The organism is Streptomyces sp. NPDC001606 (genome assembly GCF_053596835.1).
Genome location: NZ_JBSFHC010000025.1, coordinates 78,163 through 97,732 on the forward strand (window position 1 = coordinate 78,163; position 19,570 = coordinate 97,732).

At 69.6% G+C, this 19,570-nt stretch carries 23 protein-coding genes and 2 pseudogenes; 15 read left to right on the forward strand and 10 right to left on the reverse strand.

Features of this window, described 5'->3' with window-relative positions; translation table 11 throughout:
• Positions 1-426: 426 nt before the first annotated feature.
• The 3 genes from ACWCV9_RS33690 to ACWCV9_RS33700 all read left to right on the forward strand — a co-directional run bounded on the left by ACWCV9_RS33690 (position 427) and on the right by ACWCV9_RS33700 (position 1,792).
• A complete protein-coding gene (locus ACWCV9_RS33690; RefSeq protein ID WP_450792307.1) occupies positions 427-630 on the forward strand; it encodes a cold-shock protein in 204 nt (67 codons plus the stop codon).
• 55 nt (positions 631-685) lie between these two features.
• Positions 686-1,246, forward strand: a complete 561-nt coding sequence (locus tag ACWCV9_RS33695; protein WP_450792308.1) for a hypothetical protein — start codon at positions 686-688, stop codon at positions 1,244-1,246.
• Positions 1,247-1,579: 333 nt separating this feature from the next.
• Positions 1,580-1,792 (forward strand): hypothetical protein, encoded by a 213-nt coding sequence (locus ACWCV9_RS33700; RefSeq protein ID WP_450792309.1) that lies wholly within the window; start codon positions 1,580-1,582, stop codon positions 1,790-1,792.
• A gap of 184 nt (positions 1,793-1,976) precedes the next feature.
• On the opposite strand, the gene ACWCV9_RS33705 is transcribed toward ACWCV9_RS33700, so the two are convergent.
• Complete coding sequence (locus ACWCV9_RS33705) at positions 1,977-2,438, reverse strand: MarR family winged helix-turn-helix transcriptional regulator (RefSeq protein WP_450792310.1); 462 nt, start codon at positions 2,436-2,438, stop codon at positions 1,977-1,979.
• A 133-nt stretch (positions 2,439-2,571) separates the two neighbouring features.
• On the opposite strand from ACWCV9_RS33705, the gene ACWCV9_RS33710 reads away from it, so the two are divergent.
• On the forward strand, positions 2,572-3,357 hold the full coding sequence (locus tag ACWCV9_RS33710; protein WP_450792312.1) for an alpha/beta fold hydrolase: 786 nt from the start codon (positions 2,572-2,574) through the stop codon (positions 3,355-3,357).
• A gap of 815 nt (positions 3,358-4,172) precedes the next feature.
• On the opposite strand, the pseudogene ACWCV9_RS33715 reads toward ACWCV9_RS33710, so the two are convergent.
• Both ACWCV9_RS33715 and ACWCV9_RS33720 read right to left on the reverse strand, forming a co-directional pair.
• Positions 4,173-4,522 (reverse strand): annotated as a pseudogene (locus ACWCV9_RS33715) (aldehyde dehydrogenase family protein); the annotation flags it as partial.
• Positions 4,523-4,590: 68 nt separating this feature from the next.
• Entirely contained in the window at positions 4,591-5,409 is an 819-nt protein-coding gene (locus ACWCV9_RS33720) for a PaaX family transcriptional regulator (RefSeq protein ID WP_450792314.1), read from the reverse strand.
• A 116-nt stretch (positions 5,410-5,525) separates the two neighbouring features.
• On the opposite strand from ACWCV9_RS33720, the gene ACWCV9_RS33725 reads away from it, so the two are divergent.
• The 8 genes from ACWCV9_RS33725 to ACWCV9_RS33760 all read left to right on the forward strand — a co-directional run bounded on the left by ACWCV9_RS33725 (position 5,526) and on the right by ACWCV9_RS33760 (position 12,291).
• Positions 5,526-6,428 carry an SDR family oxidoreductase gene (locus ACWCV9_RS33725; RefSeq protein WP_450792316.1) on the forward strand — a complete coding sequence of 301 codons (903 nt, stop codon included), beginning with the start codon at positions 5,526-5,528 and terminating at the stop codon, positions 6,426-6,428.
• 29 nt (positions 6,429-6,457) lie between these two features.
• Positions 6,458-7,330, forward strand: coding sequence for an amidohydrolase family protein (locus ACWCV9_RS33730; RefSeq protein WP_450792317.1), 873 nt, complete (start codon positions 6,458-6,460; stop codon positions 7,328-7,330).
• 22 nt (positions 7,331-7,352) lie between these two features.
• Positions 7,353-8,846 carry an acyl-CoA synthetase gene (locus tag ACWCV9_RS33735; RefSeq protein WP_450792319.1) on the forward strand — a complete coding sequence of 498 codons (1,494 nt, stop codon included), beginning with the start codon at positions 7,353-7,355 and terminating at the stop codon, positions 8,844-8,846.
• 31 nt (positions 8,847-8,877) lie between these two features.
• On the forward strand, positions 8,878-9,333 hold the full coding sequence (locus ACWCV9_RS33740; RefSeq protein ID WP_450792320.1) for a MaoC family dehydratase: 456 nt from the start codon (positions 8,878-8,880) through the stop codon (positions 9,331-9,333).
• Positions 9,330-10,085, forward strand: coding sequence for an IclR family transcriptional regulator (locus tag ACWCV9_RS33745; RefSeq protein WP_450792322.1), 756 nt, complete (start codon positions 9,330-9,332; stop codon positions 10,083-10,085). The genes ACWCV9_RS33740 and ACWCV9_RS33745 overlap by 4 nt, the downstream gene beginning before the upstream one ends.
• Positions 10,086-10,167: 82 nt before the next feature.
• A complete protein-coding gene (locus tag ACWCV9_RS33750) occupies positions 10,168-11,178 on the forward strand; it encodes an aromatic ring-hydroxylating dioxygenase subunit alpha (RefSeq protein ID WP_450792324.1) in 1,011 nt (336 codons plus the stop codon).
• Positions 11,175-11,360, forward strand: coding sequence for a hypothetical protein (locus ACWCV9_RS33755; RefSeq protein ID WP_450792326.1), 186 nt, complete (start codon positions 11,175-11,177; stop codon positions 11,358-11,360). Before ACWCV9_RS33750 ends, ACWCV9_RS33755 begins: the two co-directional genes overlap by 4 nt.
• Entirely contained in the window at positions 11,353-12,291 is a 939-nt protein-coding gene (locus ACWCV9_RS33760) for a PDR/VanB family oxidoreductase (RefSeq protein ID WP_450792327.1), read from the forward strand. Before ACWCV9_RS33755 ends, ACWCV9_RS33760 begins: the two co-directional genes overlap by 8 nt.
• A gap of 166 nt (positions 12,292-12,457) precedes the next feature.
• Here ACWCV9_RS33760 and ACWCV9_RS33765 read toward each other — a convergent pair whose 3' ends face one another.
• From ACWCV9_RS33765 to ACWCV9_RS33775, 3 genes are all read right to left on the reverse strand, one after another.
• Entirely contained in the window at positions 12,458-12,919 is a 462-nt protein-coding gene (locus ACWCV9_RS33765; protein WP_450792329.1) for a hypothetical protein, read from the reverse strand.
• 1,047 nt (positions 12,920-13,966) lie between these two features.
• The gene (locus ACWCV9_RS33770) at positions 13,967-14,647 is read right to left on the reverse strand and encodes a hypothetical protein (protein WP_450792330.1); all 681 of its coding nucleotides are present in this window, start codon (positions 14,645-14,647) and stop codon (positions 13,967-13,969) included.
• A gap of 267 nt (positions 14,648-14,914) precedes the next feature.
• Positions 14,915-15,229 carry a hypothetical protein gene (locus ACWCV9_RS33775; RefSeq protein ID WP_450792332.1) on the reverse strand — a complete coding sequence of 105 codons (315 nt, stop codon included), beginning with the start codon at positions 15,227-15,229 and terminating at the stop codon, positions 14,915-14,917.
• A gap of 484 nt (positions 15,230-15,713) precedes the next feature.
• Here ACWCV9_RS33775 and ACWCV9_RS33780 point away from each other — a divergent pair.
• Together ACWCV9_RS33780 and ACWCV9_RS33785 are read left to right on the forward strand one after the other, a co-directional pair.
• A pseudogene (locus tag ACWCV9_RS33780) lies at positions 15,714-15,943 on the forward strand (ATP-binding protein); the annotation flags it as partial.
• Positions 15,944-16,026: 83 nt separating this feature from the next.
• On the forward strand, positions 16,027-16,149 hold the full coding sequence (locus ACWCV9_RS33785) for a hypothetical protein (protein ID WP_450792334.1): 123 nt from the start codon (positions 16,027-16,029) through the stop codon (positions 16,147-16,149).
• Between the two features lie 610 nt (positions 16,150-16,759).
• On the opposite strand, the gene ACWCV9_RS33790 is transcribed toward ACWCV9_RS33785, so the two are convergent.
• From ACWCV9_RS33790 to ACWCV9_RS33805, 4 genes are all read right to left on the reverse strand, one after another.
• Positions 16,760-17,311 (reverse strand): GNAT family N-acetyltransferase, encoded by a 552-nt coding sequence (locus tag ACWCV9_RS33790; protein ID WP_450792336.1) that lies wholly within the window; start codon positions 17,309-17,311, stop codon positions 16,760-16,762.
• A 476-nt stretch (positions 17,312-17,787) separates the two neighbouring features.
• On the reverse strand, positions 17,788-18,036 hold the full coding sequence (locus ACWCV9_RS33795) for a hypothetical protein (protein ID WP_450792338.1): 249 nt from the start codon (positions 18,034-18,036) through the stop codon (positions 17,788-17,790).
• An 86-nt stretch (positions 18,037-18,122) separates the two neighbouring features.
• Positions 18,123-18,488: a nuclear transport factor 2 family protein gene (locus tag ACWCV9_RS33800; RefSeq protein WP_450792340.1), complete on the reverse strand. Its 366-nt coding sequence runs from the start codon at positions 18,486-18,488 to the stop codon at positions 18,123-18,125.
• Positions 18,489-18,680: 192 nt separating this feature from the next.
• Positions 18,681-18,986 (reverse strand): hypothetical protein, encoded by a 306-nt coding sequence (locus ACWCV9_RS33805; protein ID WP_450792341.1) that lies wholly within the window; start codon positions 18,984-18,986, stop codon positions 18,681-18,683.
• Between the two features lie 336 nt (positions 18,987-19,322).
• Between ACWCV9_RS33805 and ACWCV9_RS33810 the strand changes: the two genes are divergently transcribed.
• Positions 19,323-19,570: DUF1206 domain-containing protein (locus ACWCV9_RS33810; RefSeq protein ID WP_450792342.1), on the forward strand; the 248-nt coding region annotated here is incomplete at its 3' end.

Genomic DNA, 19,570 nt, shown 5'->3' on the forward strand with positions numbered 1-19,570 from the left:
AACGCGCGTCACCAGCTCAACACCCAGCCGGGCCGCAAGGTCACGCGCCGTGCGGTGGAAAACAGGCCGGTGTGCACGGGCGGCGAGGGGCGTAGACCGTAGGTATGGCTGTAGGGAGCGGGCCCACCTGCCCGGTGTGCGGCAACCGTCTCTCTCCCCCCCGCTACTTCACCCACTCTGACCAGGTGTTCTGCTCCGGTCGGTGCCGTACGGCCGCGTGGGTGGGAACGCGAAGGGGCGGCGCCGGCCGTGTGACGGCTACGCGATCCGATCGCCCCCAGGCGAACATCTGGTTCCTTGGTCGTGTCGGCGGCCGTATGGAAGTGGCGTTGCGGGGTACAACGGCTGTTGGTTCGTGTGGTTGCGCGAGCCGGAGCATGCCCGGTCGTAGGGCTGTTCCTGGGCATGAGTGAAGGATCAACCGGTATGGCCAGCGGCACCGTGAAGTGGTTCAACGCCGAAAAGGGTTTCGGCTTCATCGAGCAGGACGGCGGGGGTCCGGACGTCTTCGCGCACTACTCCGAGATCAAGGGCAGCGGGTACCGTGAGCTGATCGAGGGTGAGCACGTCACGTTCGACATCGGCCAGGGCCAGAAGGGCCCACAGGCACAGAACATCGTCCGCGGCTGAGCGGGCAGGAGAGCGTAGAGCGAGGCGGCTGTCCGGTCCGGCAGCCGCCTCGCGCATGCAGTCGGCCGTACAGCCCTGGGCGCTGCCTGGCACGATGCTGTTCATGCGGCCGCCGCCCGTTCCGTGCCCCGCCGGCCTGATCCCGGACGCCACCGGCGTCGATGCCTACAACGCCGCATACCGGCGGGCCGAGCAACAGCGCGCGGTGTTCGTCGGGGCGGAGCGCCAGGGCCCTCGGTGGACGGTGAAGGCGGACACGCTCACCGCCCCGGGCCACACAGTCAACGACAGCGTGCACGACGCTGTCCGCAACACGGTGATCCCGCTGATCCGCTCGCGCCAGATCCGCCCCGACTCCTCCGCCGGTCCGGTGTACTTCGTGCTGTACGACACCGACGGGGATCTTGCTCAGGGTGGGCTCGGTGCGCGGTCGGGGCTTGGGCCGGTGTCTCGCTTTGATCATCGGCGGAGTACAGGTGCCGATGCAATGGCTGGAACTGTCGAGAGAGTCGAACCGCTCAAGGGCCGGCAGCGTGATCCAGCGGTTCGCGGTCCGGCGGGAGGGTGCGGGCGGGGCCTCGGCGGGCGGCCCGAAGCCCCGCCGGGGCGGCGTTAAGCCCCTCGGTGATGGTGTGCGGGACGCGGTGCAGGGCCCGCTGCAGGGTGGCCGGCAGACGGGGGCGGTGACAGACCAGCTTCAGGTGCAGCCCGGTCGCCGTCACCGGCACCCAGCTTCAAGCCGCCCAGTTCCTGGGCGCTGAGGGCCGCTCGGATGAGGTGCGCGGGGCGCGGCTCGCCGCGCTCCAGCCGGCGCTTGTGGCGTCGGCCGAGGAAGGGTTTTGCAGGACGCTGGTCTGCCACCGCGTCGTCAACGAGGCCGAAGCCTCGCGGCCGGCCTCCCCCGCGTCGTCGGCCGACTGCACAGTGCGGATCCTGAGCTGTCCCGCGTGTGGTGTGGGCCGACTGGCTGTGCGGCGAGCACAAGCCGCGCCACCAGCGTCGAGTGCTCGGCGAGTTCGCGGCCGGGATCGCCAGGGACGGCGCGGTCATGGAGAAGAGCTTCCTGGGCTCGGTGCGGGTGCTTGGCGAGGGCTTCGACACCAGGAACTGCGACTGCGTCTACTTCGCTGGCGTCTGCGGCTCTATGCCCGACCTCGTCTAGGCCGGGGGCCGGGCACTGCGGATGCAGCCCGGTGAGGGGAAGGCCGCCTCGCTGGTGGTGCCGGACCTGCTCGAGCCCGGGGAGACGGTCGACAGCATGCTGACCTCGCGAGCTGCCCGCCCACCACCCCGATCCGCCTCGTGGGCTGCGCGCCGCGACACGTGGCGTCTGCGCTCGATTGGGCTCAGTGTGCGGCGGCGTTCGGATGGACAGCGTCGCGGACGATGCGCAGAGCGCTGTTCAGCGCGTCGAGTTGTTCGGCGGTCAGCCGACTGGTGAACCAGTGCTCGATCGCCTTGAGATGGCCGGGAAGGATCCGCTCCAGGAGGTCCACGCCCTCGGCGGTCAGCACGGCGTAGGTGCTGCGGCGGTCGTCGACGCGGGCCTCGCGCCGGACCTCGCCGCGGCGCTGGAGGCGGTCGACGACACGGGTCACTCCGCTGGTCGAGAGGGAGGTCTGGGCGGCCAGGTCGCTCAGCCGCAGCCGCCGGCCGGGTGAACGGCTCAGCCGTACCAGGACGTCGAAGTCCAGCGGCGACATACCTCCCAGGCTGGGCGCCAGCCGGGCGAGCAGCCCGTCGTGGGTTTCCAGGAGCAGGCCCATGGCGGTGAAGCGGGCGTCGTCGAAGAGATCGGGTGCGGGCATGGCAGAAGGCTAGCAGGAGTGCTTGCACTGCGGATAGTTGACATGAGGAATATCCTCATGCTTATGATCTCGCATCAACATTTCCGCGCCGCAACTAAATCCGGCGCGCCCATCCTCAGGGGGAGAGACGACCATGGCAACAGTCGCCGCAGGCAACGCCCAGGTCCACTACGACGTGACCGGCACCGGACCGACCCTCGTCCTGGTCCACGGCACCGGCTCCGCGGGCGCCGAGCTGACGTGGGGCCAGATCGTGCCCGCGTTCGCCGATCGGCACACCGTCATCACGCCCGACCTTTCCGGCACCGAGCGGACCACTGACGACGGCGCGCCGCTGACTGTCGACGGCCTGGCCCAGCAGGTCATCGCCGTCATCGAGGACGCCGGGGCGCGCCCGGTCGACCTGCTGGGCTTCTCCATGGGGGCACCCGTGGTCGCCGCCGTCGCGGCCACCCGGCCCGATCTCGTGCGGCGCCTGATCACAGTGGCAGGCTGGGCACACACCGACGCCGACGAATACATGAGGAACCTCTTCACGTTGTGGCGGCGGCTCGGCCAGGTGGACGCCGAGAGCTTCGGCCGCAGCGTCACCATGACCGGCTTCAGCCGCGGCTTCCTCAACGCCATCGGCCGCGACGAGGTCGAGAAGCTCGTGCCCAACATGCCGCCCACCCCCGGCACCCTGCGCCATGTCGACCTGGATCTGCGCGTGGACATCCGTCACCTGCTGCCACGCATCCAGGCACCGACGCTGGTGGTGGGCTGCTCTCAGGACGCCACCGTGCCGGTGGAGCACAGCCGGGCCCTGCACGCGGCGATCGCGGGCAGCGTCTACGCCGAGATCGACGCCGGTCACGTCGCGTTCTTCGAGAAACGGGACGACTTCGCCAAGCTGGTCCGCGAGTTCATCGCCGACTGAGGCCGTTCCCGCACAGATCACTTGGTCAGGCGGCGGCAAGAGTGCCGAGGTGCCCAGACTCCGACGGTTGCCCGAAGGAGCAAGGTGCGCTGCCTCTCCCCCACACGGCCGGGCCTCGCCGCGGTCGGCGATCGTCTGCCGGATGCAGTGCAGGATGCGTTCCGGGTGTCGGTGAGGTTGGTGTAGCCGCCCTTGCGGCAGACAGTCGAAGCCAGGTTCGCCTGCGGCACCGCCGGCGACGTAGCACCCGGGGTGCACTTCAGGTCCTGGAGCGGTAGTGGCAGCTGCCCGCGGGCGGCTGCTGCTGCACCGTGTACGTCTTCTGCGGACCCGCAGCCACCGGGATCTCTCCGACCGACCCGCGGGCACCGCCGAAACCGACGACGGCGCCCCGTTCTTCCCCGCCCCACCCGAGTGAGTGGTCGAGGAAGAGCACCCCGCCACCACCAGAGAGGACAGCACCACCAGCGGAACCACACGACCATCCGCACCCATGACGACCCCTCACCCGTGACCAGCACCTGGGCAGGTACTGCCCCACTCCCCCACCGCCCCACGCGCCGGGGACCCCAGCGCTCAGGAGCACTGTCCTCACAACGGGGCCGCCGCCGCGCACCGCTGTCGTGCGGTGACCGCGCCGGCGGACCGAGGAGGCGGTGAGGACATGCGGGTCCGGTCTGCCTGGTGAGCCTGGCGGTGCGGGGCGGCGAGAGGCACCGCTCCCGGGACGGCGCTGTCGCGCCCGGGGCAGACCAGGCGGGCTCGGTGACCGGGGCAGAGACCGGGCGTCATCGGCCGGCATGGCCGACCGGTCAGCCGCCGGTCGGTTCGAGGCGTTCGCCGCCACAGACGATGCGACCGCCCTCCTGGCGGGCGAGGGCGACGTGATCTCTTTCAGCCGCTCGCCAACCCCGGTGTCCCGCCCTCCTGGCGGGCGAGGGCGACGTACTCCTCGACCTTCTTCAGACGGTCGCCGGCCATCGGCCCGACCACTGTGTCCAAGTCCCGGGGGCGCCGACCGGGACGCCGGGGACAGCCCCCGCGAGGATCCCCAGCACCGTCTCGTACAGCGGCCGGACGACCAGCAGCCGGGCCCGCCCATGCAGAACTGGCCGGTGTTGAAGACGAAGCCCTTGATGACGGCGCCGATCGCCTTGTTCAGGTCGCAGGGTCACGAGACTGCCCAAGATCTGCCGCTGGCCATGCCACGGACCGACATCGCGGGAGATTGCGTCAGTGCACCGGGATCGCGTCCAGGACTCGCTGGGCCTCCGCCCGCGCGGCGGAGGCGCAGCGCCCAGCCAGCGCGCGGAAGAGCTCCTCGGCGCGGATCGCGGGCCAGTCGCCGGGCAGGTGTTCCGCGGGCAGGTGCGGGTCGCGGCGGACCAGCTCGAGCCAGTCGGTGTGCAGCAGCAGCTGCCCGCCCAGCGGGTCCGCACCGCCGGCGTCGGGCTCGCTCCAGCGGTCCAGGAAGGCGTGGTACTCGGCGGCGATCGAGGCGGTGTCGAAGGCCGACTCCACCACCTGCGCCGCCTCCGTCGGCTCCAGGACGGTGCCGCGGAACACCCGGAGGTGGGCGGCGAGGGAGAGGTCCGCCAGGAGCGCTTTGACGTCCACGATGCCCGGCGCGACCCACAGGCCGCTCTGCAGCGGACCGAAGCCGCCCCAGGTCAGGCGGGAGCGAAGATCGTGCCGCTCGCGCCGCCAGGCCTCGGGAAGGGAGAAGCCGACCAGCGTCCACTGGCCGTCCCAGTCGCGGTTGACCGCGCCGGTGCGCCAGACGCGGTCGTGCCCGTCCTGCAGTACGGCGACGGCGCGAGGGGTCAGCGCGAAGTACATCTTCCGGCCCTGGCGGTGCCGCTCGAGCAGGCCGCGGTTGACCATGCGGGTGAGGGTCGAGCGAACGGCCTCCTCGGTGACGCCGATCCTCGCGAACACGTCGATCACGCAGGCGGAGGACAGGGCGATGTCCTGGCCGAGCACATGGATGCCGAAGAAGGTGAGCATCAGCGACTGGGGGCGCGGGGCGAGATCGGGACTGGTCACGGGCACAGCGTAGGGCGCCCGACGACCCGCGTGCGGATGCGCCAATATTCGGCAGCTCCATTGACCGCCGACAGGAACCTGCCTAAGTTGAGCGCACCGACCCCTAGCCAAGGAGCACTCCCATGGATCTGAGCGGCAAGGTCGCCGTCGTCACCGGCAGCGGTCGCGGACTCGGACTCGCCTATGCCAAGGCCCTCGCCGCTGCGGGCGCGGCCGTCGTGGTCAACGATGTGGACGGCGACGCGGCGGCCACCGCCGTCAAGGAGATCGAGTCCGCCGGCGGTCGAGCCGTCGCCGAGGTCGCCGCGGTCGGCACCACCGAGGCCGCCGAGGCCCTGGTCGCCCGCGCGGTCGAGGCCTTCGGGCGGCTGGACGTCATGGTCACCAACGCGGGCGTGCTGCGCGATCGGGTGCTGTGGAAGATGACCGACGAGGACTTCGACACCGTGGTCCAGGTCCATCTGCGCGGCACCTTCACCTGCGTCCGGGCAGCCGTGGGGCGGATGCGCGAGCAGGGAGAGGGCGGGCGGATCATCGTCGCCGGCTCCCCCGCCGGGCAGCGCGGCAACTTCGGCCAGACCAACTACGCGGCTGCCAAGGCCGGCATCGCCGCCATGGTCCGCACCTGGGCGATGGAGCTGGCCAAGGCCGGTATCACCGCCAACGCCGTGATCCCCGTCGCCGCCACGGCGATGACCAAGACCATCCCGGTCTTCGCCCCGCACGTCGAGGCTCTGGAGCAGCACGGCACCCCGCTGCCCGACAGCCTGCGCAAGGGCGAGGGCTTCGGCACCGCGGAGGACGTCGCCCCGCTGATCACCTTCCTCGCCTCCGACGCCTCGGCCGCGATCACCGGGCAGTGCATCGGCATCGGCGGGGACAAACTGGCCCTGTGGTCGCACCCGCAGGAGATCTCCGTCGCCTACGCGGACGGCGGCTGGAGCGCGGACGCCATCGCCGCCGCCTGGCCGGTCTCCGTCGGGCGCGTGCCGGAGACCTACGGCATCCCGGCCCCGAGGGTCTGAAGGCCAGAGGATACGAAGGGAGTCGCCCCATGAACGTGGACGAACTCGTCGCCATCGACGTCCATACGCACGCCGAGGTGTCCTCGCGCGGCCAGGGTTCGCTCTCCGAGGAGCTGGACGCCGCCGCCGGGGCGTACTTCAAGGCGGAGCACCGACGCCCGACCCTCCCGGAGATCGCCGCGTACTACCGCGAGCGGAGGATGGCCTGCGTGGTCTTCACCGTGGACGCCGAGGCCGCCACGGGCACCCCGGCCGTCCCCAACGAGGAGGTCGCCGAGGCCGCGCGGGAGAACCCCGACGTGATCATCCCCTTCGCCAGCGTCGACCCGTACAAGGGGAAGATGGCCGTGCGGCAGATCCGCAGGCTGGTCGAGGAGTTCGGGGTCAAGGGCTTCAAGTTCCACCCCAACGTCCAGGCCTTCCACCCCAATGACCGCATGGCCTACCCGCTGTACGAGGCCGTCGAGGAAGCCGGCGCGATCGCCGTCTTCCACACCGGCCAGACCGGGATCGGCGCCGGCGCCCCCGGCGGTGGCGGCATCCGGCTCAAGTATTCCAACCCGATGCTGGTCGACGACGTCGCCGCCGACTTCCCCGGGATGCCGATCATCCTCGCCCACCCGTCCTTCCCCTGGCAGGACGAGGCGTTGGCGGTGGCCACCCACAAGCCGCAGGTGTACATCGACCTTTCGGGATGGTCGCCGAAGTACTTCCCGCCGCAGCTGGTCCAGTACGCCAACAGCCTGCTCAAGGACAAGGTTCTGTTCGGCTCCGACTACCCGCTGATCAGCCCGGACCGCTGGCTCGCCGACTTCGCCGGGCTCCCGTTCAAGGACGAGGTCCGTCCGAAGATCCTCAAGGAGAACGCCGCCAGGCTGCTCGGCCTCGACAAGCAGCAGTGACGCCAGGCAAGGGAGTCCCGCGTTGCAGAACCAAGGCATCGGGTCCTGGCCCGCCCGCAGGGCCCGCAAGACCCCCCACCGCACCGCTCTGCTCCACGAGGAGCGCGCCACCAGCTACGCCGAGCTGCACGACCGGACCACCCGCCTCGCCCACCTGCTGCGCGCACGCGGCGTGCGGCAGGGCGATCGTGTGGCCTTCCTGGGGCCGAACCACCCCGCCTTCCTGGAGACCCTCTTCGCCGCCGGGCAGCTCGGCGCGGTCTTCGTCCCGCTCAACAACCGACTCGCCGCACCGGAGCTGCGCTACCAACTGCGGGACTCGGGCAGCCGCCTGCTACTGACGGTGCGTCAGCCCGGGTCCGCCGAACTCTCCGCGCACGTGGAAGTGCTGGAGGCTGAGGGTGACGGTTACGAGACGCTCCTGGCCCAGGCTTCGACCGATCCGCTCGACGTGCCGGTCGGTCCGGACGACCTGTGCATGATCATGTACACCTCGGGGACGACCGGCCGCCCCAAGGGCGCCATGCTCACCCACGGCAACATCCTCTGGAACAGCCTCAACGTCCTGGTCGACGTGGACCTGTCGACCGACGAGGTCACCCTGGTCAGCGCACCGCTGTTCCACACCGCCGCACTCAACATGACCTGCCTGCCCACCCTGCTCAAGGGCGGCACGGCCGTGCTGGAGTCCGCCTTCGACCCGGCCCGCACCCTGGAGCTGATCGAACGCCACCGGATCACCTGCCTGTTCGGCGTCCCGGCGATGTACGACGCCATAGCCGCGGAGCCCGGCTGGGCGGAGGCCGACCTCGGCAGCCTGCGCAACCTGCTGTGCGGCGGCGCGCCCGTGCCGACCCGGACCATCCGCCGCTACCTCGACGGGGGCCTGGCCTTCGTCCAGGGCTACGGCATGACCGAGGCCTCCCCCGGCGTCCTGCTCCTGGACCGGCAGGACGCACTCTCCCACGCCGGAACGGCAGGCGTACCGCACTTCTTCACCGACGTACGGCTGGCGGACCCGGCCGGCGATCCGGTCGGGGTGGACGAGCCGGGAGAGGTGCTGATCGCCGGGCCCCATGTCACGCCCGGCTACTGGGAGCGCCCGGAAGAGACCGCTGCCGCCTTCCGGGACGGCCACTGGTTCCGCTCCGGCGACATCGCCGCGGTGGACGCGGAGGGCTACATCCGGCTGGTGGACCGGCTGAAGGACATGTTCATCTCGGGCGGCGAGAACGTCTACCCGGCCGAGGTCGAGAACGCCCTGCTGGAGCACCCGGCCGTCGCCGAGTGCGCGGTCTTCGGCGTACCCGACGAAAAGTGGGGCGAGGTCGGCCGCGCCGTCGTCGTCCTGCGGCCGGGCGCCGAAGCCGGTGTCGAGGAACTGATCGCCCACCTGGACGGGCGGCTCGCCCGCTACAAGATCCCCAAGTCGGTGCTGTTCACCGACGCCCTCCCGCGCAGCGGCGCGGGCAAGCTGCTCAAGGGCCCGCTCCGGGCCACCTACAGGCAGCGCTGACCACCCTTTGCCCCCTCGGAGAGGCCTCCCCATGTCCCGTACCGTCAACGGCATCGCCGAACTGCTCGAGCTCGGCGGCGCCGACCTCGGCCACAGCGAGTGGCTGAAGATCACGCAGGAGCGGGTGAACACCTTCGCCGACGCGACCGGCGACCACCAGTGGATCCACGTCGACGTCGAACGCGCCAGGACCGGCCCCTTCGGCGGCACCATCGCCCACGGCTACCTGAGCCTCTCGCTGCTCATCCCGCTGTGGAGCGAGCTGCTGAAGGTCCAGGGCGTCGGCATGGCCGTCAACTACGGCCTCAACAAGGTCCGTTTCCCCTCACCGGTCCGCGTCGGCGCCGAGATCCGCGCCCAGGGCGCAATCGCATCAGTCGTCGAGGTCAAGGGCGGCGCGGAGGTCACCGTCGATCTGACCGTCGAGATCGACGGACAGCCCAAGCCCGCCGTCGTCGCCCAGGCCGTCTACCGTTTCTACGCATGACCGACCCGGCCCCCCGTTCGGCCGCCGACCGGCTGCTGGCCGTGCTGGCGGCCTTCGGGCATGCCGGCCCGGCGCTGTCGCTGACCGAGATCAGCAGGCGCGCCGGCCTCACCCTGCCGACCACGCACCGCCTCGTCGGCCTGCTGACGGCCTGGGGTGCACTGGAGCGCGACGCTGGGGGCGTCTACCACATCGGCCTGCGGCTGTGGGAGCTCGGCGCCCTCGCCCCTCGCGGCCTCGCCCTGCGCGAGGTCGCGATGCCGTTTCTGGAGGACCTGTACGAGGCCACCCATGAGAACGTCCAACTCGCGGTGCGGGACGGTCTCGAGGTGGTCTACATCGAGCGGATCTCCGGCCGCTCGGCCGTGGGCGTGCGCACCGAGGTCGGCGCGCGATGGCCGCTGCACGCGACAGGAGTCGGTCTCGTGCTGCTCGCCCACAGCGCCGCCGAGGTACAGGAGAAGTATCTGTCAGGGGAGTTGGCCGGCTTCACTCCGTTCACCGTGACCGATCCGGTGCGGCTGCGCAGGATGCTCGCCGAGGTCCGCCGCGCCGGCTTCGCAGTGAGTGACCGTCAGATAACCGCTGACGCGCTGTCGGTGGCGGCGCCGGTGCGCAGCGCGCGGGGAGAGGTGGTGGCTTCGGTGTCCGTCGTGGTGCCGGTCGAGGGTTCGGCGCCGAGCGCGCTGGCTCTCGCCGTCCGGGTCGCCGGGCTGGGCATCTCCCGCGCTCTCGGACAGACTTCCACCTGACGGAAGTCCCGTTGTGGGCGGTGCCGCGGCCCTGCGAACCTCGTCGCACCCACCCCACAGTTGTCAGTGACGGGAGCGCCCCATGGCCACCGCCTTCGCCCGCAACCAGTGGTATGTCGCCGCCTACGGCAGCGAGATCGGCCGCGAGCTGCTCGGACGGACGATCCTCGGCGAGCCGCTCGTCCTCTACCGCACCGAGGAGGACGGGCGCGTCGTCGCTCTCGCCGACCGCTGCGTGCACCGCCGCTACCCGCTCTCGGCGAGCCGCCTGGACGGCGACCGGATCGTCTGCGGCTACCACGGCTTCACCTATGACACCGCCGGCACCTGTGTGTTCGTCCCCGGCCAGCAGCGCATCCCGCGCACCGCCCGGGTCGCCGCCTATCCCGCGGTCGAGCTCGACTCCTTCGTCTGGGTCTGGGTCGGCGATCCGGCGCTGGCCGACGAGAAGCTGATCCCGCGCGCCCCGCACCTGGCGGACCCGGAGATGGTCACCGTCTGCGGCATGGAACCGATCGACGGCGACTACGGGCTGCTGGTCGACAACCTGATGGACCTCTCCCACGAGACCTATCTGCACGCCGGCCACATCGGCACGCCGGAGGTCGCCGAGACGCCCATCACCACCGAGGTCGACGAGGCCGCCGGGATCGTCCGGGTCTCCCGCCACATGCCGAACGCCGAGTGCCCGCCCTTCTACGCCCGTTCGACGGGCATCGAGGGCCGGATCACCCGCCTGCAAGACATCGAGTACTTCGCTCCCTGCCTCTACCTGCTGCACAGCCGGATCATGCCGGTCGGGCAGGACGCGCCGGTGTTCCGCACCGAGATCACCTACGCCATCACCCCTTCCGGACCCGGCAAGGTCTACGACTTCTGGGCCGTCTCCCGCGACTTCGCGACCGACGACGCCGAAGTCACCGCTTTCCTGCGGGACTTCAACCACCAGGTGGTGATGCAGGACGTCGACGCCCTGAATCTGCTGCAGCGCGCACTGGACAGCGAGCCGGCCGGCTACCAGGAGCTCAGCATCAACATCGACACCGGCGGCCTCGCCGCCCGCCGCATCCTCGCCAAGCTGGCCGCCGAATGACCGGCCCCTCCAGCGGCACGGTCAACCGCATCGACTGGCAGCCGGGCACCGACCTGCTGCACGGCACCTGCCACTGCGGCGCGCAGCACACGGCCGACGATCCGGTCGAGCTGTGGAGCTGGCTGCTGGCCCACCCGGAAGGACACCCGGAAGGACACCCGAGCGAGGCTCCGGATGACTGAGAACCTGCACACCCTCGTCGTCACCGACCGCCGCCGGGAGGCCGACGGCGTCATCTCCCTGGCCCTGCGGGGCAGCGGCCTTCCCCCCTGGGAGCCGGGCGCGCACCTCGATCTCACCCTCGCCGACGGATTGGAGCGCCAGTACTCGCTGTGCGGGGACCCGGCGGAACGGGACGTCTGGCGGATCGCCGTGCTGCGCGAACCCGAGGGACGGGGAGGATCCGCCTTCGTGCACGAGCGGCTGCGGGTCGGCGAGACCGTGCGGGTGCGGGGACCGCGCAACAACTTCCCGCTGCGGCCCGCCGATCGGTACCTCTTCATCGCCGGTGGGATCGGCATCACCCCCATCCTGCCGATGCTGCGGGCGGTGGAAGCGGCCGGCGCCGACTGGTCCCTGCTCTACGGCGGACGCACACGAGGTTCCATGGCCTTCCTCGACGAGCTGACCGGCCGCTACGGCCAGCGGGTGGCAGTCCGGCCGCAGGACGAGACCGGTCTGCTGGACCTGTCCGCCTATCTGGGCGCCCCGCAACCGGACACCGCCGTCTACTGCTGCGGTCCGGGCCCGCTGCTTGACGCCGTCGAGCAGTACTGTGCGGCGAACGGCGGGCCGGAGCCACGGATGGAACGCTTCCAGCCGCGGGCTCAGGCTGCCTCTCCCGACGCCCCGTTCCAACTCGTGCTGGCCCGCTCCGGCCTGACCCTGTCCGTCCCGGAGCACACCTCCGTCCTGGAGACCGTTCGAGCCGCGGGTGTCGAGGTGCTCTTCTCCTGCGCCGAGGGCACCTGCGGGACCTGCGAGACGGACGTCCTGGAGGGCGTCCCCGACCACCGCGACTCACTGCTCACGGCGCAGGAGCGGGCGGCCGGGCAGACCATGATGATCTGCGTCTCCCGCTGTCGGGGAGAGCGGCTGATCCTGGACCTCTGAGTCGAGGAAGCTCTCGGCGCGAGCCAAAGCGATGCGTTCTACGACCCCCCGATGCCAGCCAAAGCGTTGTGGGAGTTCTCGACTCAGCGGCGATACGTGGCGTCGTCCCTCGACTTCACGAGCTTCACCTAGGCACCGTCAATCGGGCGCCCCAAGCGCGAGCTGCTCAAGTAATGGGCAGCTTGATTGGCTGGGCTTGGTCCTCGGTGAGGTTATTCAGTGGAAATTCTCTGTTGAACTCCACCGCGCTTTGCTTGGGCGCCTTGCACGTGACCGTGGCCGTCATGGTGAAGGCGGAGTCCAGCGGAACCTCCAAGTTCTTGATGTCATACCTTGCCCTGTGCTGTTGCTGGTCCTTTGGATCTTTGGCGAGCGTACTGTCTGTCGCCTCGTCCATCCCGCTGTCCAGCTTGACTGACGTGGGAACAGCCTTGCTGGGATCCTTGAGCTTGTCCTTGAGCTCCGTCGCTTTCGCACAGGTCACAGTGCCGGCGAAGTTCAGACTCCCGGTATCGACATCGACCGCCGTCGCTGGCGCAGCCGTCACAAGGCCTCCCACCAGCGCGGCGGTGACGAGCGGGATAGTCGTCGCGAGCGCGCGGGAACGGCGGGACATACGTGTGGACATGAGGTCACCTACTCGACGAGCACGGATCAGTGTTCCGAGGGCCAACTGTTCCGATCTCCCCCACACCCCCGGGTCGCCCCCACACCCCCTCCTTTTCCCACGCTCCTACAGCCCCGCATGAGCTGCAACTCAGCAGGCGACGTGTCATCCGCCACCTGCCAGGGAGTACGGCATCGCGCTGGACGAGCCGGCTGGCCCTGCATCCACCACGGTGCCCGGTGGTGCAAGACCCCCTGCGGTGCAAGACAGTGTCACCGCTGACCCGGTCACACTGGCTCTACCAACACCCCCACCCCACCCCCCACCACACAGCCATCCCTGACGAGGCTGAAACGGCAAGTCCGCCCAGCCGCATGCTGCGGCGACCCTCGAGGGGCGTACTGGGCAGCCGTACTGGCAGGCATCGTCACGACACCCGTCCGGACGATGCCGTCATCGAGATCGACGCCAGCGCCGCTTACATTCGGGCCGACCGGGCCAAGCTGGGCAACCAGAATTGGTGGGAAACCTCCTGGGACGCGGCGTCAGGAAACCCCAGCCATGAGCAAGATGCTCCTACCTGGGTAGCCCGCCAGGGAGAAGACTTCATTCACTATTACTCACGGATTTTACCGCCACGGATTACGCGACCGCTTGGGTGACATTCCCCAACTAGCACAAGGGGGACGACTTCCCGCAAGGGGACAGCGACCCTGACCTCAAGGTCGGCATCTCCCATGACCCGCACGGCATGGAGAAGCTTAGCGACTCGGAGCAGGAGCCCTACGGAATGGCCACGCCCTATGTGTGGAACGAACGCGCCGTAGATCAGCTCCTGAAGGCCGCGAAGCGGTAGGTCTGTTTCTCAGGCATCGGCCCGTTCCCCACGACCCGGCCAGCGGCCAACTGACCGATGAGGACACGGTCTAGAGCTCAATGGTCTGGGGCGCCCGCGTTCACCAGGGCGGGGCGATGGCGTTCAGTGAGCAACAGCGCCGCGGTGTGTGGGAGGCGCCGCGGGGCGCACACTCCCCTCGCAGCACTATCTGAAGCCACCGCCGGAGCGGGCTACGGAGTGATAGAGGTGATGAAGACTTCGTAGAAGTCGATGGTCGCGGCGCCGTCGTTGACGTGACCGTTGTTCCTGACGACGATGTCGAGGAAGTGGCTCGTCGTAGGTTCAGGAGAGTCGCTCTGACTCCGCGTGGCCAGCTGTGTCACCTCGGCAAACACGGGCCTTCCCGAGCCTGAGCCTGCCTGGACAGTGGCCGTGATCGCAGCGCCGCCGAGAAGATCATCCGGGCCTACGCTGAAAAAGACCGTTCCGTCGGGCGGGATGGACTGTGGTTCTGGGCGGACCGAAAAGCATGTGACGTTGGCCATGATCGTTCTCCGTCCTGTGGTCGGAATCTGCTCGCTGACCTGGAGCCACGCGGGCGCCACGCCCAGCTCCAGGATCGGGCCACAGCCAGGCAGGTGCCACTCGACGTAGTGGCTGCTGCTCACGCTCACGGTCCGCCGCGCCTCGCTGCCCTGTCGGTCCCCAAAGTCGTAGCTCCACGGGGCGATGGGGCCGTTCTTCTTCTCCGGGGGTGCGGCCAGAACGTAGCGGGTGGCGGCGAGATCGGAAAGGCCGAAGAGCTCCATGAGGCGGACGGGGTCAGCGCTGTGTCGGGCTTCGTCGTAGATCCGGTCCAGGCGCATGGCGCCGGCCCGCAAGCCGGGCCGTTCGAAGGACTTCTGGACCACGCCAGCGCTGACGGGCGGGCCGGAGTCATCGACAGCGGTGTGGCGGGTGACGAAGAAGTGGGGGTTGGAGCTGACGGGCTAGCGCCGGTGGCGTTGCAGTTCCCATGCCGTACCGCGTGCCGTAAGGACGTCGACCTGGCGCGGGTACCCCGTATGGCGAGTGACCCGGACCGGACGACGCCGCGGTCAAGGGGAGGTCGTGCTCAGCAGCGGGCTGGGCCGGTTGCCTCTACCCGGCCCCCTGCTGAGCGCTGCCGTACCATCACCCTATCGAGCCGGCGTCGCGCTGCCGGCGCGGATGCGGTCGATGAGCGCTTCCGTGCCGGTCAGCCCGGCGTCCAGGTCGAGTTGCCGCATCCAGTTGTCGACCTGTTCACGGCGTTCGGATTCCACCCGCAGGTCCAGGGCGGGGTTGGCCATGAAGATGCCGCCGTGTGATCCGCCCGAGTCTTCCGGTACCGGGGCCAGCCCGTCGGGATGCAGGAGAGCGGCTACGGCGTCGCCCGTGACGAGGCGCAACTGCTGGGGCTGGGCAACGAGGACCTCTTCCACGTCGGCGAGGTCGGCCAGCGCTGCAACCACGGAGGGGTCGACGATCCTGCCGAGGGTGCCTTCCAGGAGGCCACACGGGTCCGGCACAGTGTAGTAGTCGAAGCTGTGAGCCCCGAGGGCTGCGGCGTACCATCACCACGGCCTCCACCGGGAATCCCGCCGGTTCCTTGTTGCCGGCGTGCCAAGCAAGTCGGGCCCTGCGGGACCGATTGTGACCGGCTCGGCGGAAGTGGTGGAAGCTGTCGACCGCGCCGTGGCCGACCGGCTGCGGCACGTTCCCCCGTCCAAGGAGGAGGAGAACGAGGAGTGAGTACGACGCCGATGCAGATGAGCGAAGCACGCCGCTCGCAGCAGCTGTGAGCCCATCTGTCCTATCTGAAACTCAACGACGCTGCCGAGGCCCTGCCCGGGTGCTGGACCAGGCCCGCTCGGAACGGCTGTCGCTGACCGCGGCCTGGAACGTCTGCTGGAGCTCGAGGTCGAGGCCACCGAGGGCCGCCGACTGACCTCCCGGCTGCGGTTCGCCTGCCTGCCGGAGCCCTGGACGCTGCCGGACTTCGACTTCGCCGCCCAGACGGGCGTGGATGAGAAACATATCCGCGACCTGGCCACCCTGCGCTTCCTCGACGACGCCTCCAATGTGCTGTTCGTCGGCCCGCCCGGCGTCGCAAGACCATGCTGGCCGTCGCCCTGGGGCGGGCTGCGGTCGACGCGGGCCACCGCGTCTACTTCACCACCGCCGCCGAACTCGCCGCCAAGTGCCACAAGGCCGCTCTGGAGGGCCGCTGGAAGACCTGCACGCGGTTCTTCGCCGGACCGTCGCCGCCATGCTCGACCGCCTCCTGCACCGGGCCGCAGTCGTCGGCATCGACGGCCCTTCCTACCGCCTGCGCGGACACCAGCACCAGACCGAATCCCTCCGCAAGGGAGTGAACGCCCGTGTTTCCTGACACCGCCCCACCCGCCCCCACCGGCCCGAGCCCGTCAACCACCCTTTCGGCCAGGGCGAGTTCATCCCGCAGCCGAGGCAGGTCTACTGCTCGCCCCGCTGCAAATCCGCCTTCCACCGCAGGCCCCCGGCCGAGCCCCACACCTGCCCCGTCTGCCAGGGCACCTTCACCGCCGACCCATGCATCCGCCAGGTCTACTGCTCGCCCGCCTGCCGCCACCGGGCAGCAAAGCAGCGTGACGACCAGCGCAACGAGCACCGGGCCGCCCGGCTCGGCGAGACGCCACCGACCCGGCCCGAACTACCACCACCGCCCAAAGCCGTCACCCGCCCGGGACGCCAGCTCTCCGCGGAGCGAGGCCCGCTGGAGCCCACCGCGACCCGCGAATGTCCGCACTGCCGCCAGCCGGTCACCATCGTCGCCCTGCTGGCCACCCCGGAAGCCGCCCGGCCCGCCATGCCCGCCGGACCCGACGTCATTCCGCTGCGGAGGACTCCACGACCGAATTCCTCAGCCCCGTTCACTGCACGATCAGTGCCTGACCGATCTCGATGCCCAGAGCCCGCCGACTGCCGGTCGGCGTGCCAGCCGGGTCGTTCGGCAGAGCTGGTCACTCGTCCGGCGCAGTGCTCTGCGCAGCAGGGTGCCATTCCTCTTCGAGGATGCTGAAGATCAAAGAGTCTCGCCAGCCGTCGCGAATCAGCTGCGTGTGACGCAGGCGTCCCTCATGCGTCATACCAAGCTTGGCCAGCACCCGGGCAGAGCCGAGATTCCGCGGGTCACAGGTTGCATAGATCCGATGGAGCCCCAACTCGCCGAAGCCAAAAGCAAGAAGCCGCCGCCCGATCTGTGTCCCGATGCCCTGGCCCCAGACTCGCGGATGCACGACATAGGAGATCTCGGCCTGACGCTGAATGTCACTACGAACATGCAGTTCCCCCATGCCCACCACATCCCTCCCGAGGCGGGCCGCATACGCATACCGCCGCTGGGGGCTGTCCGACCAGGCTTTGACCGCGCCTTCCACGAAGTCCCGCGTCTCGTCCTCTGTGTTCGGCCCCCACGTCTGATAGCGACAAGCCTCCGCCAGACATGCCCACGAGTGAATGGCCGGCCAATCCTCCAAAACGATCTCGTCCAGGGTCACCGAGCTCTGATTCATGAGGCGATCATGTCCACTTCAGCGTGTCGCCTGCAAGGACAAGCCATACGCGTGCTCATGCTCGTCACCCTCACCACTCCCTTCAACAACCAACCAAGTGGCAGGGAAGAGCATCACTGGCGACGTTCAAGAAGCCCTATCAGCGGTCGGTGTCGACGGCCGACACCTTCTCCCACGTCGCGGCGAGCTCCTGCCACCAGGAGTCCGGCAGCTGCATGTCGTACCGGAGGACCGGATCGTCGGACAAGACCGGCTGGTTCCACGCGAAGCGACAGCTCCGCCCGGTAGGCGCTGCCGTCGTCGACGGCGTCATGGACAGCCAGGAGCGCAGGTCGGGGCCCGTCGAGTTCACCGAAGGCGCGCTGGGCGTCGAGGGCGCCGTCCAGCCTCAGCGGCCGAGGCGAGCTCGTACATGCTCCCGGCGGCGGACATCGTCACCGCGTCGGCGCCGACGTTCAGCACAGCGCGGGCCGTGGTCAGCAGTACCGCCGGCTGCCTTCGGCCGGGAGGGCGTCGATGTACGGCGGGCTCGGCACCATCCGCCCGACGGCCTGGCTGTTCATCGCCGGCCGGTAGCGGGCGATCAGTCCGGGGTCGTCCAGGAGTTCGGCGAGGCGCTTGCATCTCCTGTCCAGGGCGTCGGCCTGGACCTCCGGTGCGGCGAGCAGCGGCAGGTCGCGCCGCCCGTCCTCGTGTCCGAGCAGTTGCTCGCACACCCACGTCACGCGGGCAGGAGCGCCCGCCACGGCCAGCTGAACCGGCCCGATTCGGCAGGGCGATCGCCGCCCTTGCGGGCGGCGGTCCCACCCACTCAACCGGTCAAAGTGCCCTGGTGGAAGTACATCCGCCAGCCCGTCTCCGTCAGACGCCACAAAGAGCTCCGCCATGCCCGACGCCCCTGATTGTCGGCGAAGTACGTCAGATGAACGACGCCCGGAGCAAGGACGACTCCGGACATTTCGCTGACCTTGACCGGAGACTCCGGGGACACCGAGCCGCCACTCGTCACCGTGAGGATCGACTCCACGTCCCACCGGCGTCCAGAAGCCCCGATCTCGGTGAAGTCCGGATCCAACAGTTCCAGGACACGGGCTGGCGAAGCGCGCACCTCGGGATCGAGAAGCCGCATCTCCCCATCGATGGCTGCCCGCACAGCCCGCTCACTCTCATCCGTCATGCGCAAACCCTACGGACGCTGGTTGCCAAGGCACAGTGAATGGATCACCCGATGCGACGACGGCCCGCTGGTGCCGTCAATACTCGCGAACACCTCTGGGCGGAGTGATCACCAACTGACACCGGAACTCATGCACAAGTGCTGCCGCCACACGTGAACGAAGCCACCCCGGCGACGTTCTCGGAGTTGCGGTCAGCTGGGAGGAGTCGTCGCAGTGGCCAGGAGGCGCGCCGTCTCGATCAGCAGGAACTCCTCGTGTACCGGCAGCCCCAGGCGATTGAGGGTCATGTGGCTGTGCGAGATGCACAGGCTGCCGCGGTGTCCTGCCCGGAAGGGTGGGGCACCGCCGGCCGGGTCCAGCAGGTCCGCCAGCGCGGCGGGCCACGCGGTGACTGGGGAGTGCCGCTCTGTCAGGGCGGCCGCCGTGATTCCGCCGCGCTGGCACAGAGCCGCGGCCGAGGCGGCTGCCCGCTCAGCGATGGCGTCGCTGGAGGCCATGAACACTTGTTCCGAAGCAGCCATGTCCGCCCGGCGCCGTAGCGGTCGGCCTACGGTGTGTAGCGGGCGCCATACACCCCTGGAGGCCGTACACGGGCGGCCAGCCCGGGGTTGACGGACGGGTCGGTCAACAGACTGGCTCGGGCAGCCAAGCGGAGGAGGCCGAGATATGCGGCCGGATCGTGGCGGCATTCCACGGGTAGTCGTCGTGCGTTGGTGAGGGAGCGGCGCGGCACCTGGGGAGGTCGAGCGCCGCTCCCTGCCGGCAGCGTGTCCCCGGCAAGACGCCGGCCGGCGGCCAGGATGGCATCGCCCTTCGGGGGCATCCGGTAGGACATGGCTACCAACTCGGCATCTGCAACGACACGCCAACTGGGTCAGGTTCACCGTGCAGCGGACGGCAGAGCGGTCGCGGCGGCGGCCCGTGCGGGCTTCGTCGGCCGCGGGGTCATCTACGCGCTGATCGGCGTTCTCTCACTGCGGATCGCATTCACCGGCGGGGGCAGACAGGCCGACCGGGGCGGCGCGGTCGCCGAAATCGCTCAGAAGCCTTTCGGGACCGTACTGCTGTGGTTGCTCGGCAT